This is a genomic window from Hansschlegelia quercus (assembly GCF_004310425.1).
Lineage (GTDB): Bacteria > Pseudomonadota > Alphaproteobacteria > Rhizobiales > Methylopilaceae > Methylopila > Methylopila quercus.
The window spans coordinates 393368-408269 of sequence record NZ_SIUB01000002.1 but is presented as its reverse complement, the minus strand read 5'-3'; the positions used below and the strand labels follow the sequence as shown (position 1 = coordinate 408269).

Annotated in this window: 14 protein-coding genes; 2 read left to right on the top strand and 12 right to left on the bottom strand. The window is 68.4% G+C overall.

The window, feature by feature from the left end; all coding sequences use genetic code 11:
• Positions 1-17: 17 nt before the first annotated feature.
• The 5 genes from gatB to EYR15_RS05945 form a co-directional block, all read right to left on the bottom strand.
• Positions 18-1496, bottom strand: coding sequence for an Asp-tRNA(Asn)/Glu-tRNA(Gln) amidotransferase subunit GatB (gene gatB, locus EYR15_RS05965; RefSeq protein WP_131002042.1), 1479 nt, complete (start codon positions 1494-1496; stop codon positions 18-20).
• An 86-nt stretch (positions 1497-1582) separates the two neighbouring features.
• Positions 1583-1882 carry a chorismate mutase gene (locus EYR15_RS05960; RefSeq protein WP_245498171.1) on the bottom strand — a complete coding sequence of 100 codons (300 nt, stop codon included), beginning with the start codon at positions 1880-1882 and terminating at the stop codon, positions 1583-1585.
• Positions 1879-3357 (bottom strand): Asp-tRNA(Asn)/Glu-tRNA(Gln) amidotransferase subunit GatA, encoded by a 1479-nt coding sequence (gene gatA, locus EYR15_RS05955; RefSeq protein WP_131002038.1) that lies wholly within the window; start codon positions 3355-3357, stop codon positions 1879-1881. The genes EYR15_RS05960 and gatA overlap by 4 nt, the downstream gene beginning before the upstream one ends.
• Positions 3354-3641 (bottom strand): Asp-tRNA(Asn)/Glu-tRNA(Gln) amidotransferase subunit GatC, encoded by a 288-nt coding sequence (gene gatC, locus EYR15_RS05950; protein WP_131002036.1) that lies wholly within the window; start codon positions 3639-3641, stop codon positions 3354-3356. Before gatC ends, gatA begins: the two co-directional genes overlap by 4 nt.
• Before the next feature lie 79 nt (positions 3642-3720).
• Positions 3721-4434 (bottom strand): metal-dependent hydrolase, encoded by a 714-nt coding sequence (locus tag EYR15_RS05945; RefSeq protein WP_131002034.1) that lies wholly within the window; start codon positions 4432-4434, stop codon positions 3721-3723.
• Between the two features lie 102 nt (positions 4435-4536).
• Between EYR15_RS05945 and ruvX the strand changes: the two genes are divergently transcribed.
• Positions 4537-5067: a Holliday junction resolvase RuvX gene (ruvX, locus tag EYR15_RS05940; RefSeq protein ID WP_131002032.1), complete on the top strand. Its 531-nt coding sequence runs from the start codon at positions 4537-4539 to the stop codon at positions 5065-5067.
• A 58-nt stretch (positions 5068-5125) separates the two neighbouring features.
• Here the strand turns inward: ruvX and EYR15_RS05935 are convergent, their stop codons facing one another.
• Complete coding sequence (locus EYR15_RS05935) at positions 5126-5527, bottom strand: DUF1636 family protein (protein ID WP_131002030.1); 402 nt, start codon at positions 5525-5527, stop codon at positions 5126-5128.
• Positions 5528-5649: 122 nt separating this feature from the next.
• On the opposite strand from EYR15_RS05935, the gene cbiB reads away from it, so the two are divergent.
• Positions 5650-6627, top strand: coding sequence for an adenosylcobinamide-phosphate synthase CbiB (cbiB, locus tag EYR15_RS05930; protein ID WP_131002028.1), 978 nt, complete (start codon positions 5650-5652; stop codon positions 6625-6627).
• Positions 6628-6766: 139 nt separating this feature from the next.
• Here cbiB and EYR15_RS05925 read toward each other — a convergent pair whose 3' ends face one another.
• From EYR15_RS05925 to EYR15_RS05900, 6 genes are all read right to left on the bottom strand, one after another.
• Positions 6767-8215, bottom strand: a complete 1449-nt coding sequence (locus EYR15_RS05925; RefSeq protein WP_131002439.1) for a cobyric acid synthase — start codon at positions 8213-8215, stop codon at positions 6767-6769.
• A 73-nt stretch (positions 8216-8288) separates the two neighbouring features.
• Positions 8289-8891, bottom strand: a complete 603-nt coding sequence (gene cobO, locus EYR15_RS05920) for a cob(I)yrinic acid a,c-diamide adenosyltransferase (protein WP_131002026.1) — start codon at positions 8889-8891, stop codon at positions 8289-8291.
• Positions 8888-12601, bottom strand: a complete 3714-nt coding sequence (gene cobN, locus EYR15_RS05915; RefSeq protein WP_131002024.1) for a cobaltochelatase subunit CobN — start codon at positions 12599-12601, stop codon at positions 8888-8890. The genes cobO and cobN overlap by 4 nt, the downstream gene beginning before the upstream one ends.
• A 4-nt stretch (positions 12602-12605) precedes the next feature.
• Positions 12606-13646, bottom strand: a complete 1041-nt coding sequence (gene cobW, locus EYR15_RS05910) for a cobalamin biosynthesis protein CobW (protein WP_131002022.1) — start codon at positions 13644-13646, stop codon at positions 12606-12608.
• Complete coding sequence (cobU, locus tag EYR15_RS05905; RefSeq protein ID WP_131002020.1) at positions 13643-14188, bottom strand: bifunctional adenosylcobinamide kinase/adenosylcobinamide-phosphate guanylyltransferase; 546 nt, start codon at positions 14186-14188, stop codon at positions 13643-13645. Before cobU ends, cobW begins: the two co-directional genes overlap by 4 nt.
• Before the next feature lie 7 nt (positions 14189-14195).
• Positions 14196-14900, bottom strand: coding sequence for a CbtA family protein (locus tag EYR15_RS05900; RefSeq protein WP_131002018.1), 705 nt, complete (start codon positions 14898-14900; stop codon positions 14196-14198).
• Between the last annotated feature and the right edge of the window lie 2 nt (positions 14901-14902).

Sequence of the window (14902 nt, the reverse complement as noted above, 5' to 3'; positions counted from 1 at the left end):
CTCGTCCTCGAAGCCGGTCAGATCCCGAGCTTCGCCTTCAGGATGTCGTTGACGGCCTGCGGGTTCGCCTTGCCGCCGGACGCCTTCATCACCTGCCCGACGAACCAGCCGATCAGGGTCGGCTTGGCGCGCGCCTGCTCGACCTTGTCCGGGTTCGCGGCGATCACCTCATCCACGACCTTTTCGATCGCGCCGGTATCGGTGACCTGCCTGAGGCCACGCGACTCGACGAGCGCGCGCGGATCGCCGCCTTCGCTCCAGAGGATCTCGAACAGGTCCTTCGCAATCTTGCCGGAGATCACGCCCTCGGTCACGAGATCGACCAGTCCGCCGAGCTGGTCCGCCGAAAGCGGGCTGTCCTCGATCCCGACCCCCTGCTTGTTCAGGCGGCCGAACAGCTCGTTGATCACCCAATTGGCGGCGAGCTTGGCGTCCCGGCCTTTGGCGACGGCCTCGAAGAAGTCCGCGGATTCGCGCTCCAGCGTCAGCACCATCGCGTCGTAGGCGGTGACGCCGTAGTCGCGGATGAAGCGGGCCTTTTTCTCGTCCGGCAGTTCGGGCAAAGCGGCCTTGAGCGCGTCGACCTCGGCCTGCTCGACGACGAGCGGCAGCAGATCCGGGTCGGGGAAGTAGCGGTAATCATGCGCCTCTTCCTTCGAGCGCATGGCGCGCGTCTCGCCCTTGCCGGGGTCGAACAGCCGCGTCTCCTGATCGATCGAGCCGCCGTCCTCCAGAATTTCGATCTGCCGGCGGGCCTCGACTTCGATCGCCTGGCCGATGAAGCGGATGGAGTTGACGTTCTTGATCTCGCAACGCGTGCCGAAGGGATCGCCGGGGCGGCGGACCGAGACGTTCACGTCGGCGCGCAGGTTGCCCTTCTCCATGTCGCCATCGCAGGAGCCGATATAGCGAAGGATGGTGCGGAGCTTCTGGACGTACGCCTTGGCCTCGTCGGAGGAGCGCAGATCCGGCTTTGACACGATCTCCATCAGCGCGACGCCGGAGCGGTTCAGGTCGACAAACGAGCTTTTCGGATCCTGATCGTGGATCGACTTGCCGGCGTCCTGCTCGAGGTGGATGCGCTCGATGCCGACCGTGACGCTCTCGCCTTCGCCGAGATCCACGACGACCTCACCCTCGCCGACGATCGGGCTCTTGAACTGCGAGATCTGGTAGCCCTGCGGCAGGTCCGGATAAAAGTAGTTTTTCCGGTCGAAGGTCGACTGCAGGTTGATGCGCGCGTTGACGCCGAGCCCCGTGCGGATCGCCTGCCGCACGCACTCATGGTTCAGCACCGGCAGCATGCCGGGCATCGCCGCGTCGACGAGGCTGACATGGCTGTTCGGGCTCGCGCCGAACGCGGTGGACGAGCCCGAGAACAGCTTCGCCTCGGACGTGACCTGCGCATGGATTTCGAGCCCGATGACAAGCTCCCAATCCCCGGTCGCGCCGGCGATGAGCTTGGAGGAGGCAGGCGTTTTGGACGGGGCGTTCATCGGGGGAGGCGGGCCTTCCGAGGGATGTCGTTCGCTTGAGGTTTCCTAGCGCCTTCCAGGCGCGCAGCACAATTCGGTGGAGAGCGTCAGCCTTGCGCCCGCTCCATCAGCGCGCGCTCGTGGGCGATGAACTCGGTCATCATCGCGCGCCAGAGTTTCTCCGCGAGGTCGGGATCGAGCCCGTTCGCCTCGGCGAGTCGCCGGGCGTTGGCGGCGACCTCTTCGACGCGCCACGGCACCAGCGCGATCTCCGGATCGCCCTTCAACCGGGCGGCTTCGGTGATGCAATGCGCGCGCTCAGCGACCAGCGGCATGATTTCGGCGTCGAGCGCGTCGATCGCGGCGCGGACCTCGTCCATCGACGCGTAAGTCGGCCGCTCCGTCACCACCAGCGCTCAGGGCTGATCGGACCGCCCGCCGCCTGCTCGATGACCGAGCCGGCGGCGAACAGCGTCTCTTCATCGAACGGCCGCCCGACGAGTTGCAGCGCGAGCGGCAGGCCTTCGGATGAAAGGCCCGCCGGTACGGCGATGCCGGGAAGTCCGGCCATGTTCACCGTCACCGTGAAGACGTCGTTGAGGTACATCTCGACAGGCGAGGCGTCGGCCTTCTCGCCGATCCCGAAGGCGGCCGACGGCGTCGCCGGCGTCAGGATGGCGTCGACGCCATCGGCGAACACCGTCTCGAAGTCGCGCTTGATCAGCGTGCGGACCTGTTGAGCGCGGACGTAATAGGCGTCGTAATAGCCGGCGGAGAGCACATAGGCGCCGATCATGATGCGGCGGCGCACCTCGGGGCCGAAGCCTGCGGCGCGGGTATTCTCGTACATCTCGGTGATGTCTCGGCCGGGAACGCGCGCGCCGTAGCGCACGCCGTCATAGCGGGCGAGGTTCGACGAGGCCTCGGCGGGCGCCACGATGTAATAAGCGGGCAGGGCGTACTTCGTGTGGGGCAGGGAGATGTCGACGATCTCGGCGCCCGCGGCCTTCAACGCCTCAGCGCCCCTGGTCCAAAGCGCGTCGATCTCGGCCGGCATGCCGTCGACGCGGTATTCGCGCGGCAGCCCGATCCTGAGGCCTTTCACGGAACGCCCGACCGCCGCCTCGTAGTCCGGCACGGCGCGGTCGACCGAGGTCGAGTCGCGTGGGTCATGACCGGCCATAGCGCCCAGCATAATGGCTGCGTCGCGCACGTCGCGGGCGATCGGACCGGCCTGATCCAGCGAGGAGGCGAAGGCCACGATGCCCCAGCGCGAGCAGCGGCCATAGGTCGGCTTGATGCCGACGGTGCCGGTAAAGGCCGCGGGCTGCCGGATCGAGCCGCCGGTGTCGGTGGCGGTGGCGCCGAGGCAGAGCTTCGCGGCGACCGCCGCAGCGGAGCCGCCCGACGAGCCGCCGGCCACCATCTTCGCGTCCGAGCCGCTGCGCCGCCATGGATTCACGGGCGGGCCGAAGCAGGAGGTCTCGTTCGCCGAGCCCATGGCGAATTCGTCGTTGTTCAGCTTGCCCAGCATCACCGCGCCTGCCCGGCGCATGAGGTCCGTGACGTGGCTTTCATAAGGCGGCGTGAAGTCGCCAAGAATCTTCGAGCAGGCGGTGGTGCGCACGCCGGTCGTGCAGAACAGGTCCTTGACGCCGAGCGGCAGGCCCTCGAGCGCGCCGGCCTCGCCCTTCACCATGCGATCGTCGGACGCCTTGGCGCGCACCAGCGCGATCTCAGGCGTCTCCAGCACGTAGGCGTTGAGGCCGCGGCCCTGTTCAGCCGCCTCGACATAAGCGCGCGTCAGCTCCGAGGGCGAAATCTCGCCCGCCTTCATCGCCTTGCGCGCTTCCGCAAAGGTGAGGTCGAGGGGCCCGCTCATTCCACCACCTTCGGGACGACGAAGAAGTCCGCCTCGCGCGCCGGGGCGTTGGCGAGCACCTTCTCGGCGTCTTCGCCGTCGTTCACGACATCCTCGCGTAAGGTCAGCGCTGTCGGGATCACGCTCGTCATCGGAGGCACGCCCTCGACGTTCAGCTCCGACAGCTCTTCGACGAATGCGAGGATCGCGGCCAGTTCCGTCGCGAGCTTCGGAACCTCGTGATCGGCGACGGCAATGCGCGCCAGCCTCGCCACGCGGCGGACGGTTGTTTCGTCGACGGACATCAAGACCCTTGGAAAAGCGCAGCGTAGGGAGACCGCGCGCGCTTTAACACGCAGGCCTTCGGCCTCGCAACGCGACGCCTCAGCTGTCGGTCTCGAAGGCCACCCCAATCTCGGGAACCTTCACCGTCGTCCCGCGCACGCTGTCCATCAGCTCGGTGAAGCGCTCGGCGGAAGGATCGATGATTGGGAATGTGCCGTAATGACACGGCACCACGACGTCGAAGTCGAAGAAGTGGCGGCAGGCGTAGGCCGCGGTCTTCGCGCCCATGGTGAAGCGGTCGCCGATCGGCACGAAGCCGATGGTCGGGGCATAGAGCTCGTTGATGAGCTTCATGTCGCCGAAGATCCCGGTGTCGCCCATGGCGTAGACCACCGGCTCGTCCTCGCCGTCGGGGGCGATGATGAAGCCGTGGGGATCGCCGAGATATTGCGAGACCCCGTCATCGCCCAGCTTGCCGGATGAGTGCAGCGCCTGTGTCATCGTGATCTTGAGGCCCGGCAGCGAGATGGAGCCGCCGGTGTTCATCGGCTCCAGCTTTTCGACGCCCTGCGCGTTCAGCCATCCGCCGAGGTCGGCGTCGGCGATCAAGGTCGCGCCATTCGCCTTCGCGATCTCGATGGTGTCGCCGACATGATCGAAGTGACCGTGGGTCAGCAGCACGTGGGTCGCTCCTGCCGCCGCCGCCGCCCTGTCACCCTTGAAGACGCCATTTTGCAGGAAAGGATCCAGCATCAGCACGCTTGATCCAAACTCCAGCCTGAAAGCGGAATGGCCGTACCAGGTGATTCGCATGAGCGGTCCTTGTCCGGAATGTCTGGTCCGTGCGGAAGAACTAAGCGGTTGAACACGGGAAGCAAGCGGACGCGCCCGCGGCGCCCATGCTAAGCCGCGCCGATGACGACTGTTATCGATGACTTCGAGGCCTTCGCCGCCGCTTTGCCGGAGCGCGGCTCGATCGCCGGTCTCGACCTCGGCACGAAGACGCTCGGCGTCGCGGTGTCGGATCCCGCCCGCACCGTCGCTTCGCCACTGGAGACGATCGCGCGGAAGAAGTTCACGCCCGACGTCGACCGCCTGCTGGCGATCGCCGCCAGCCGAAACTGCGTGGGACTGCTGCTGGGACTGCCCGTCAACATGGACGGCACTGAGGGCCCACGCGCGCAGGCGACGCGCGCCTTTGCCCGCAACCTCGCGAACCGCACGCCGCTGCTCATTGGGTTCTGGGACGAGCGTTTGTCGACGGCGGCTGTCGAGCGGCTGATGATCTCCTTCGACACCAGCCGCAAGAAGCGCGCGGAAAGCGTCGACCGGCTTGCCGCCGCCTACATCCTGCAGGGCGCGCTCGACCGCCTGTCGGCGATCAGGCGAAATACGGCCGCCATCCCGGACGACCGGCAGGCCGAGTCGGGATCGTCGTCGGAATAGAGCGCTTCCCTAAGAATGATCCGGCTCTCGCTTAGCTCGGTCGGGATGACGGCCAGGGTCACCTTTCGATCGCCGTCACGAGAGCGTGCGCCGCATCCGCCGGGGGCACGCGCGAAAGTGTATTCTTGCGCACCTTTTCGGGCCGTTCGCGCCAAGGCGGCACGCCGTCGGCGCTCTTTGCATGGGCGATTGCAAAGGCGACGACCGCGTCGGCGTCCTCGGCGAGAAGGTTGCCGACCACGTAGGAGAATTTGCCGGGCGACGCGACGGCGACGGAACAGGCCCTTGAGCAGGCGGAAAGACATGCGATCGCCCGCGCTTGGACCTCAACCTCGGGGCCGCACGCCGCCAGAGCGCGCGCGACCGCCCGGCCGAGGGCCGCGCCTGGACGTTCGGCGTCTTCTAGAGCGCCTTCGGGCCGGCAGGTGCTGCAGATGGTGATGACGGTCGTAACGGACATGCCGTCCGTTTAGCGGATCGCGCGGCGCGTCCGCCAACGAAAACGCAGCGAAGGCCGCGTTGACCCGTGGCCCTGACTCGGACGACGGTCCGCCGCCCATCCGCCGCCGGAGCTTCGACGCCTTGGACATCGCCTATCACGCCGCCATCCTGCTGATCGCGCTCGCTCTCGACGCGGTCTTCGGAGACCCGAACTGGCTGTGGCGGCGGCTCGCACATCCTGTCGTCATCATCGGACGCGCGATCGGTTTCCTCGACAGGAAGCTCAACAGGCTCGAGCTGGACGAGAGCGAGAGACGCCGCCGCGGCGTCCTGACGCTCACCCTCGTCGTCACCGCGGCTGCGGCGGTCGGCTGGCTGCTCGCCTGGACCTTCGCGTCGATGCCCTACGGCTTCCTGATCGAAGGGGTTATCGCGGCGACGCTGATTGCGCAGCGCAGCCTCCATGACCACGTCGCCGCCGTGCGCGACGCCTTCGCGGGCGGGCTTGGCGCGGCGCGCCAGGCCGTGTCGATGATCGTCGGACGCGACCCGAAACGGCTCGACGAGGCCGGCGTCTCACGCGCAGCGATCGAATCGCTTGCGGAGAACTTCGCCGACGGCGTCGTGGCGCCGGCGTTCTGGTGCCTGCTGTTCGGCCTGCCGGGCCTATTCGCCTACAAGGCGATCAACACCCTCGACAGCATGATCGGCCACAAGACCGAGCGGCATCGGGCCTTCGGTTGGGCCTCCGCGCGCTTCGACGATCTCGTAAACCTCGCGCCGGCAAGGCTCTCGGGCCTTGTCGTCACTGCGGCCGCCGCGCTAACAGGGCGCGACGCGCGCGCGGCCTTGGCGGCGATGCGATGCGATGCGAGCCGTCACGCGTCGCCCAACGCCGGCTGGCCGGAATCGGCGATGGGCGGGGCCCTCGGTCTCGCGCTCGGCGGACCGCGCATCTACTCGGGCGTCGCCGTCGACGATCCCTGGATGAACGGGCTTGGCCGGCAGGAAGCGGCCCCCGAGGATATCGGGCGGGCGCTAAAGCTGTTCGTCGCATCCTGCGCCCTCCATGCGGCGATTCCGGCGGCGGCGCTCGCTGTTTTGGTCGCGCTCGGCTGAGAGAGCATGCGTGCTTCGAGACGCCGGCCTAAGGCCGGCTCCTCAGCATGAGGACCGTTGAGGCGTCTCAGACCTCGTCATTCTGAGGAGCGCCGAAGGCGCGTCTCGAAGCACGCAAACCCGTGCCGAGCGACCTTCTTTAGCGCCGACCGCGCGCAATCGTGAGCAGCGCATCAAGATCGAGATGCGCTTCGAGATGCTCGGCCAATCGGTCCAGCGTCTCGTCCACCGTCGAATCGTAGCCGAACCCTCCCGCCCCGACGCCGAGCGTCTCAAGAAACGCCTTGCGGAAGCCGTCCGCCGCGAACACGCCGTGGAGATAGGTCCCGGCGACGCGGCCATCTGCAGAAACCGCGCCTTCAGGCCGGCCGTCGATGACGAAGGGCGCGCGCGCCGTGTCTGGCCCGGAGGTGCGGCCGAGATGGATCTCATAGGCCTCGACGCGCGCGCCGCTCGCCTCGTGGCGGCCGAACACGCGCGCGAGCGTCTTGTCGCCCGTGAGCGTCGTCTCGACGTCGAGCAGCCCGAGCCCTTCGGCGACGCCAGGCTCGCCTTCGACGCCGTCAGGATCCGCAACCGTGCGGCCAAGCATCTGGTATCCGCCGCAGAGCCCGAAAACCCTGCCGCCGCGCCGGACGTGCGCGCGGATGTCCGCCTCCCAGCCGCAGCCTTTAAGGGCCGCGAGATCGGCGATCGTGGCCTTCGAACCGGGGATCAGCACAAGCGACGCGTCGACGGGAATGGGCGCGCCGAGCGCCAGGAGTTCGAGCGAAACGCCCGGCTCCAGCGAAAGTGGGTCGAGGTCATCGAAATTCGCGATGCGGGGCAAAGCGAGCGCGACGATCTTTGCTCCCTGTCCACTGCCGCGCGCTCTGGAGGCGAGATCCGCCGAATCTTCCGCCGGCAATTTCCCGGCCTCCGAGAACCAAGGCACGATCCCGAACGAAGACCATCCGGTGTTTGAGGAAATCGCTGCGAGGCCATCGTCGAACAAAGAGACGTCGCCGCGGAAGCGATTGATCAGATAGCCTTTTACGCGGGCGCGGTCGTCGGGCGGGAGCAAAGCGTGCGCGCCGACGAGAGTCGCGATGACCCCGCCGCGGTCGACGTCGCCGACGAGAACGACCGGGACGCCGGCCGACGCGGCGAAGCCCATATTCGCGATGTCGCCTGCGCGAAGATTGACCTCCGCCGCGCTGCCCGCGCCCTCGACGATCATCAGGTCCCGGCCCGCCGAGAGCCGGTCGAAGCTTTCTAGCACCGCCGGCATGAGTGTCGGCTTGAGCGCGGTATAGGCGCGTCCGCGATAGGAGCCCACGCGGCGCCCCTGCACGACGACTTGGCTGCCGGTCTCGCTCTCGGGCTTCAGCAGCACCGGGTTCATGTCGATCATCGGCTCGAGCCCGGCCGCCCGCGCCTGTAAGGCCTGCGCGCGACCGATTTCGCCGCCGTCGGCCGTCACAGCGGCGTTGTTCGACATGTTCTGCGGCTTGAACGGCGCGACGGACAGGCCGCGCCGCGCGAACGCCCGGCAGAGCCCCGCGACGATCAGCGACTTGCCGACGTTGGAGCCGGTGCCCTGGAACATGATTGCTGGGGTAGGGCGCGTCACGCGGGTGATCCGTGATCCCGGCCGCAGCAAAGCGATTGACGGCTCAGCCTCAAAACTCGATTCCGGCCTGCGCCTTCACACCGTCGCGGAACGGGTGCTTCACCTGCGTCATCTCGGTGACGAGGTCGGCCGCGTCGATCATCGGCTCCTTGGCGTTGCGGCCGGTGACAACGACGTGGGTGTCGGCAGGCCGCGCGGCGATCGCGGCGAGCACCTCGTCGAGGTCGAGGTAGTCGTAGCGCAGCACGATGTTCAGCTCGTCGAGAATGACCAGCCGAACGTCGGGATCGGCGATGAAGCGCTTCGACATCTCCCACGCCTGCTGCGCGGCGCGGACGTCGCGCTCGCGGTCCTGCGTCTCCCAGGTGAAGCCCTCGCCCATGGCGTGGACCTCGACTTGGCTGGGGAACTTCCGAAGTAGGTCGCGCTCTCCGCTCTCCCACGGCCCCTTGATGAACTGCACCACGCCGACTTTCATGCCGTGAGCGATCGCGCGCATCGCCATGCCGAAGGCCGCGGTTGATTTGCCCTTGCCCTTGCCCGTGTGGACGATGAGCAGACCCTTCTCCGACTGCCGCTCGGCGACGATCTTGTCCTGATGAGCCTTTCGCGCCTTCATCTTCTCCGCATAGCGGGCGGGATCTTCGGTCATCGCATTGCGTCCTGTTCAAAGGGGCGGCCGGCGAGGGCGGTGAGCTCGTCCCGCGCGCTGTTACGCTTAGGGTGCCAGAATCCGCGCCGCTCGGCGTCGAGGAACGCGCGGGCCATGGCTTCGAGCGCCGCGGGGTTCGTCTCCGAGATGAACCCGCGGGTCTCTTCGTCGCCGAGATAGGAATCGTAGAGCGCGTCAAACTGGTGGCTGCCGACCGCATCCGTCGTCGCGGCGAACCCGGCAAGGTTCGTCACCGTCGCGAGCATTTCCGCGGCGCCTTTGTGGCCGTGCTCCCGCATCGCTGCGATCCATTTGGGGTTCGTCGCACGGGCCCGCACGATCAGCGCGATTTCTTCGCCGAGGCTGCGAACGACCGGCGTCTCCGTGCGCGAGGTGTCTAGGTGATAGATTTTCGGCGCCGTTCCTGAGAGCCGCTCGACCGCCGCGGAAAGCCCACCGGCGAATTCATGGACGTCGTCGCTGTCCAAAAGATCGAACTCGCGCGCGTCCTGGGTTTGCACGACGGCGTCGACGCCCTTCGCCATCGCGTCGAGCGCCGAGCGGGCGGGGGCGCCCTCCACGCCTTGCGAATAGGCGAAACCGCTCGCCGCGAGATAGGCGTCGGCGAGTTCCGCCCGCGTCTCCCAGGCGCCCTCGTTCAGCAGCGGCGCGAGGCCCGTCCCGTAGGCGCCGGGGGCGGCGCCGAAGATCGAGGGGCCGGCTTCCGTCCGGAACCGTGCGGCGATCGGGTTCGCTTCGTCATCCTCGTCGAGCCCGCCCGCAAGCCGCATCGCCTCGTCGATCAGGTCGATCTGGTAGGGGAAAGCGTCCCGAAAGAAGCCGGAGATGCGGAACAGCACGTCGACGCGCGGCCGGCGCAGCTCCGAGAGCGGCATGATCTCCAGAGCGACGACGCGCGATGAACCCGCTTCCCAACGCGGGGCCACGCCGATCAGCGCCAGCGCCTGCGCGACGTCGTCGCCGCCGGTGCGCATGTTGGCCGTGCCCCAGGCGGAGATCGCGAGCCGGCGCGGCCACTCGCCATTGTCCTGAAAATGGCGGCGGCAAAGCGTGTCGGCGGCGACGCGCCCGAGCCGCCACGCCGCTTCGGTTGGGGCGGAGCGGGGATCAAGCGCGAAGAAGTTGCGCCCCGTCGGCAGCGCGTCGAGCCGCGCGCGGGTAGGGGCGCCGGACGGGCCGGGCGCAACGAAGCGGCCGTCGAGGGCCGCGAGCAGGCCGGCGATCTCGGCCGCGCCCGAGGCGTCCACCCGCGGCGCGACGACTTCTACGATTTCGGCGAGGACGGCGGACGTCCGCTGCAGGTTTTCGGCGGGCGCGACGTCCTCCACCAGCCGAAGCGCCAGCATCTCTAGCCGCTCGACTGTATCGCCTTCGCTCCGCCACGGCGCGTCCGAGACGTCGGCCAGCGCCTGCGGCTTCGGCCCGTCCCATCGCGCGGCGAAATCGGGCTTCAGCGGATCGAACCCGTCGAGGCCAAGATCGGCCGCGAGCGCGCGGGTCAGCGAGGCGTCCTGCGGGCGCGGGCCCCGCGGGCTGCGCGTCAGCGCCACCAGCAGTTCGCCGCGCTTCAGGCCCTCCGGGGAACGGCCGAAGACGTGCAGGCCGTTGCGGACTTGAAGCTCCTTCACTTCGCACAGGAAGGCGTCAAGCTTAGTCAGTGCGTCTTCCGGGTCGTCGGCGATCGAGAAGCCGCAATCCCGGTCGAGGCCGAGGTCCGCGGCGCGCGCCAGAATCTCCTTGGCGAGGCTAGTGGCGCGGCGCGGGTCGAGCCCCTGCGCCTCGGCGTATTCGTCGACCAGCGTCTCGACCTCACGCAACGCCGCGGAGCCTTCGGCGCGGGCAAGCGGCGGGGTCAGATGGTCGACAATGACGGCGGACGTCCGCCGCTTAGCCGCCGCGCCCTCGCCGGGATCGTTGACGATGAAAGGATAGATATGGGGCAGGGGCCCGAGCGCGATCTCGGGGAAGCACTCCTCCGACAAAGCGAGCGACTTGCCCGGCAGCCATTCGAGATTTCCGTGCTTGCCGACATGGACGACCGCTTGCGCGCCGAAGCTTTCGCGGAGCCAGGCGTAAAACGCGAGATGGCCGTGCGGCGGCGGCAGATCGGGATCGTGATGCGCGGCCTTGGAATCGACGTCGAAGCCGCGCGAGGGCTGCACGCCGAGGGCGAGGGCGCCGTAGCGGCGGATCGCCAGACGGAAGCCGCCGATCGCGGGATCGAAGGTTGGGTCGCTCTCGGGCGCTCCCCAGCGCGCGAGCATCTTTGCGCGCGAGGCCGAGGGCAGGGCGTCGAGGAAGCTGAGATAAGCTGCGAGCGGCAGAACTTCCGCTCCCGCGCGGCTTCCGCGGGCACACGAAACGGAGGCCGTCAGAGCCTCGGTCATTTCGCGCACGACGGCAGCGCCGTCCTCCGGCGCGCTGTCCGCGGCGTAGCCCGCTTCCTGCAACGCCCGGAGCATCACCGCCGTGCTCGCCGGCGTGTCGAGACCGACGCCGTTTGCAAGGCGTGCGGCGCCGGTCGGGTAGTTCGCCAGGATCAACGCGACGCGTCGCTCCGGCCGCGGCGTTCTCCGCAACCGCGCCCAGTTCGCGGCGAGATTCGCGACGAACGCGATCCGATCGGGCAGGGGCTCCAGCGCGACGATCTCGGTCTCGGTCGCGGCGTCGAACCGTCCGGCGGACTTGAACGCCACGGCGCGCGTCATGATCCGCCCGTCGATCTCGGGCAGCGACACGCTCATTGCGAGGTCGCGCGCGCCGAGACCGCGGGGAGAGGCTGTCCAGGTCGCGCGATCCATACCGGCGAACACCACCTGCAGGACCGGCGCGTCGGCCGAATCGAGCGGCGTCGGCTCCCAGACGGCCCCAGGCTTGGAGACGGCGAAGGCTGTGGCGTTCAGCACAACGGACGTCTTCGCCTCGGCGAAGATCTTGCGCACGAAGCGCGCCGCGTCCGCCTCCTTGAGGGACGAGACGTAGATCGGCAAAGCGCCGAGCCCATGCTCGGTCAAGGCTGCGATCAGCGCCTCGACCGGCGCGACGTCGCCGGCCTGTAGCTGGGCGCGGTAGAACACGATCGGCGCGACGGCGGCGTCCTTTGGCCAGCGCGCGCGCAGGTCCTCAAGCGAGGGACTGGCCACGCCCGGCCAATAAAGGCCCGCCGGCGGGATCGGCCGCGCGGCTTCCGGAACGCTGCGGCCGTCGAGCAGCGCGTGGAAGCCGCCGAGGGCCGCAGCCAGATTGTCCGGCCCGCCCTCGACCAACATCCGCCACAGCCGCTCGGAATCCTCGGCCGCGCAGGTCGAGCGCGCGATAAGATCTGGGTCGGGGTTGCCGCAGCCGGGCATTGCCGCGACCGTCACGCCGTTCGCCCGCGCGACGCGCAACGCTTCGTCGAGCCCATAGGGCCAGTAAGATTCGCCGCCAAGCAGCCGCAGCACGAGCAGCTTCGAACGCGCCACCGTCTTTTCGAGGAAGAGATCGACGGACATGTTGTGCCGGAGCTTCTGGAGGCTCGCGAGGCGCAAGCTCGGGGCGCGCGGCCCAAGCGCCGCCTGAGCGCGGGCGAGGCCTGCAATCTCCGTGTCGGCCGCGGACACCACGACCACGTCGGCGGGCGACAGGTCGAGATCGACCGCCTCCGTTCCGTCGCCGATCGGCTGTCCCTGGGCCTTCAGGAGATGCATCAGCTCACCCCGCCAAAGCCTTCTCGATCGCGGCGCGGTCCACGCCCTTCTCGCCGATCACCACCAACCGCCCGACGCGGGGCTCGCCCTCGCGCCAGCCGCGGTCAAAATAGCTATCGACGCGGGTTCCGACGGCCTGCACGACGAGCCGCGCGGCCTTGTTCTTCACGGGAACGAAGCCCTTCAGACGCAGCACGTCGTGCGTCTCCAGCACCTTGCGCACGCGCGCCTCGAGCTCCGCGACGTCGGCGGCCTCCGGCGTCTCGGCGATGAAGCTCTCGAAATCGTCGTGATCGTGCTGGACCTCGCCCTCCAGCTCATGAGTTGTCGGCCGCGCGTCGATCTTGTCCTCGACCCCCGAGGCGAGTCCCAGCAGCACTTCGGCGGGCAAAATGCCGTTCGAGGCGGCAACGACGCGGACCCCCTCGCTGGTATGCTCGAGCACGTCGGTCTTCACCCGCTCGACGTCGGCCTCGTTCATCAGGTCGGCCTTGTGGAGCACGATGAGATCGGCGGCGCGCACCTGATCCTCGAACAGCTCCTCGATCGGATCTTCATGGTCGACGTTCGGGTCGGCGGCGCGCTGGGCCGCCACCGCCTCCTCGTCATGGGCGAAGCGCCCGTCGCGCACCGCGGGTCCGTCGACGACGGTCACCACGCCGTCGACCGTCACGCGCGTCGCGATCTCAGGCCAGCGAAAAGCCCGGACGAGCGGCTGGGGCAGAGCGAGGCCTGAGGTCTCGATGACGATGTGATCCGGCGCCGGATTGCGGGCGAGAATTTTCTCCATCGTCGGGATGAAGTCGTCGGCGACCGTGCAGCAGATGCAGCCGTTTGCGAGCTCGACGATGTCTTCCTCACGGCAGGCGTCGCTGCCGCAGGCGGCAAGCAGCTCGCCGTCGATCCCGACATCACCGAACTCGTTGACGATAAGCGCGATCTTCCGGCCGCCGGCGTTCTGCAGGAGGTGGCGGATCAGGGTCGTCTTGCCGGCGCCGAGAAAGCCGGTGACGACGGTCGCGGGGATTTTGTGAGGAACGGTCATGCGGCTTCCTTCGGAAGCTTGAGGTCGAGAGGAAGGCCGGCCGCGACCAGCGTCACGCGCGAGGCGAGGCCCGCCACGCGCTGATTGAGGCGACCCTGATGATCCCGAAACGCGCGGGCGAGGGCGTTGTCGGGCACGATGCCGTAGCCGACCTCGTTCGACACGAGGACGACAGGCCCGGCGGAGGCGCCGAGCGCCGCCAGCAAGCCATCCGCTTCATGCTCAACGTCCAGATTGCCAAGCATGACGTTAGTCAGCCAAAGCGTAAGGCAGTCGACGAGAACCACGCGGGCAGGGGCCGCTTCGGTCAGAATGGCGCGAGAAAGCGCCAAGGGAACTTCGATCGTCGTCCACGAAGCCGGGCGCTCCGCGCGGTGGCGCGCGATGCGCTCGCGCATCTCCGCATCGTCGCCCCGTGCAGTCGCAACATAGGCGACGGGAAGTCCCGTCGCCGTCGCGAGGCCTTCGGCGAAACGGCTCTTGCCCGAGCGCGCGCCGCCGATGATCAGGCTGACGTCGCGCCCGCGCGGCTGCGCAGGCAACGCCGCCTCAGGCTTCGACGAAGCGGTTGCGCAACGCGCCCGCCAGCGTTCCAAGCGTCGCCCAGAACAGGAAACCCGTCACGATGACGGCGACCACGAAGCCGTGCTCGAGCGCGTGCGGGATCGCAGGGGGCTCGCTCGGCTGCGGCGCCCCGATGACATGAGGCGCTGCGATCAGCGCTACGGCTGCGACCGCTGTCAGTGGCGAACGGCCATAGACGATGAGCGCCAAGCCGGCCGCGGTGGCGATCGCTGTCGCCACCCACCAGATCTGCCGGTCCATAAGCGGAGCGCCTTCGACGCCCGGCGCTTCCGGCGGCAGGCCGACGCTCGGCGCGAGCGTGAAGACGAGGAAGCCGGCGAGACCCCAGAGCAGGCCCTCGCGCCAGGAGGTCAGGCCGCCCTTGAGCTCGCTCGCGGCGACCAGCAGCAGCGCGAAGCCGACGCCCGCCACGATGTTGGCGACCAGCGTCCAGCCGAAGCGCTCGGCGCCGTCGGCGGGCTCCCACGCCGCCTCGTCGTGATGATGCTCGGCCGCGCCCGCCGGGTGTTCATGCGGCGCCGCCTCGGCCTTCGCGGCGTTCGCCTGCTCGAAGACCTCAGCCTGCACGATGAGCGGCTGCGTGCCGAAATGCTGCAGAACGGTCAGCACGAGACCGGCGCCGAGGCCCACAAGAGCCGCGATGAAGACGATGTTGCGGAAGAGGTGCATGG

What these genes read in the sequence shown, in the direction of transcription:
- gatB (WP_131002042.1), bottom strand. Translation starts at nt 1,496, where the DNA reads ATGAACGCCCCGTCCAAAACGCCTGCCTCCTCCAAGCTCATCGCCGGC.
- EYR15_RS05945 (WP_131002034.1), bottom strand. Translation starts at nt 4,434, where the DNA reads ATGCGAATCACCTGGTACGGCCATTCCGCTTTCAGGCTGGAGTTTGGA.
- gatA (WP_131002038.1), bottom strand. Translation starts at nt 3,357, where the DNA reads ATGAGCGGGCCCCTCGACCTCACCTTTGCGGAAGCGCGCAAGGCGATG.
- cobO (WP_131002026.1), bottom strand. Translation starts at nt 8,891, where the DNA reads ATGACCGAAGATCCCGCCCGCTATGCGGAGAAGATGAAGGCGCGAAAG.
- EYR15_RS05925 (WP_131002439.1), bottom strand. Translation starts at nt 8,215, where the DNA reads ATGTTCCAGGGCACCGGCTCCAACGTCGGCAAGTCGCTGATCGTCGCG.
- gatC (WP_131002036.1), bottom strand. Translation starts at nt 3,641, where the DNA reads ATGTCCGTCGACGAAACAACCGTCCGCCGCGTGGCGAGGCTGGCGCGC.
- cobW (WP_131002022.1), bottom strand. Translation starts at nt 13,646, where the DNA reads ATGACCGTTCCTCACAAAATCCCCGCGACCGTCGTCACCGGCTTTCTC.
- cobN (WP_131002024.1), bottom strand. Translation starts at nt 12,601, where the DNA reads ATGCATCTCCTGAAGGCCCAGGGACAGCCGATCGGCGACGGAACGGAG.
- EYR15_RS05935 (WP_131002030.1), bottom strand. Translation starts at nt 5,527, where the DNA reads ATGTCCGTTACGACCGTCATCACCATCTGCAGCACCTGCCGGCCCGAA.
- ruvX (WP_131002032.1), top strand. Translation starts at nt 4,537, where the DNA reads ATGACGACTGTTATCGATGACTTCGAGGCCTTCGCCGCCGCTTTGCCG.
- EYR15_RS05900 (WP_131002018.1), bottom strand. Translation starts at nt 14,900, where the DNA reads ATGCACCTCTTCCGCAACATCGTCTTCATCGCGGCTCTTGTGGGCCTC.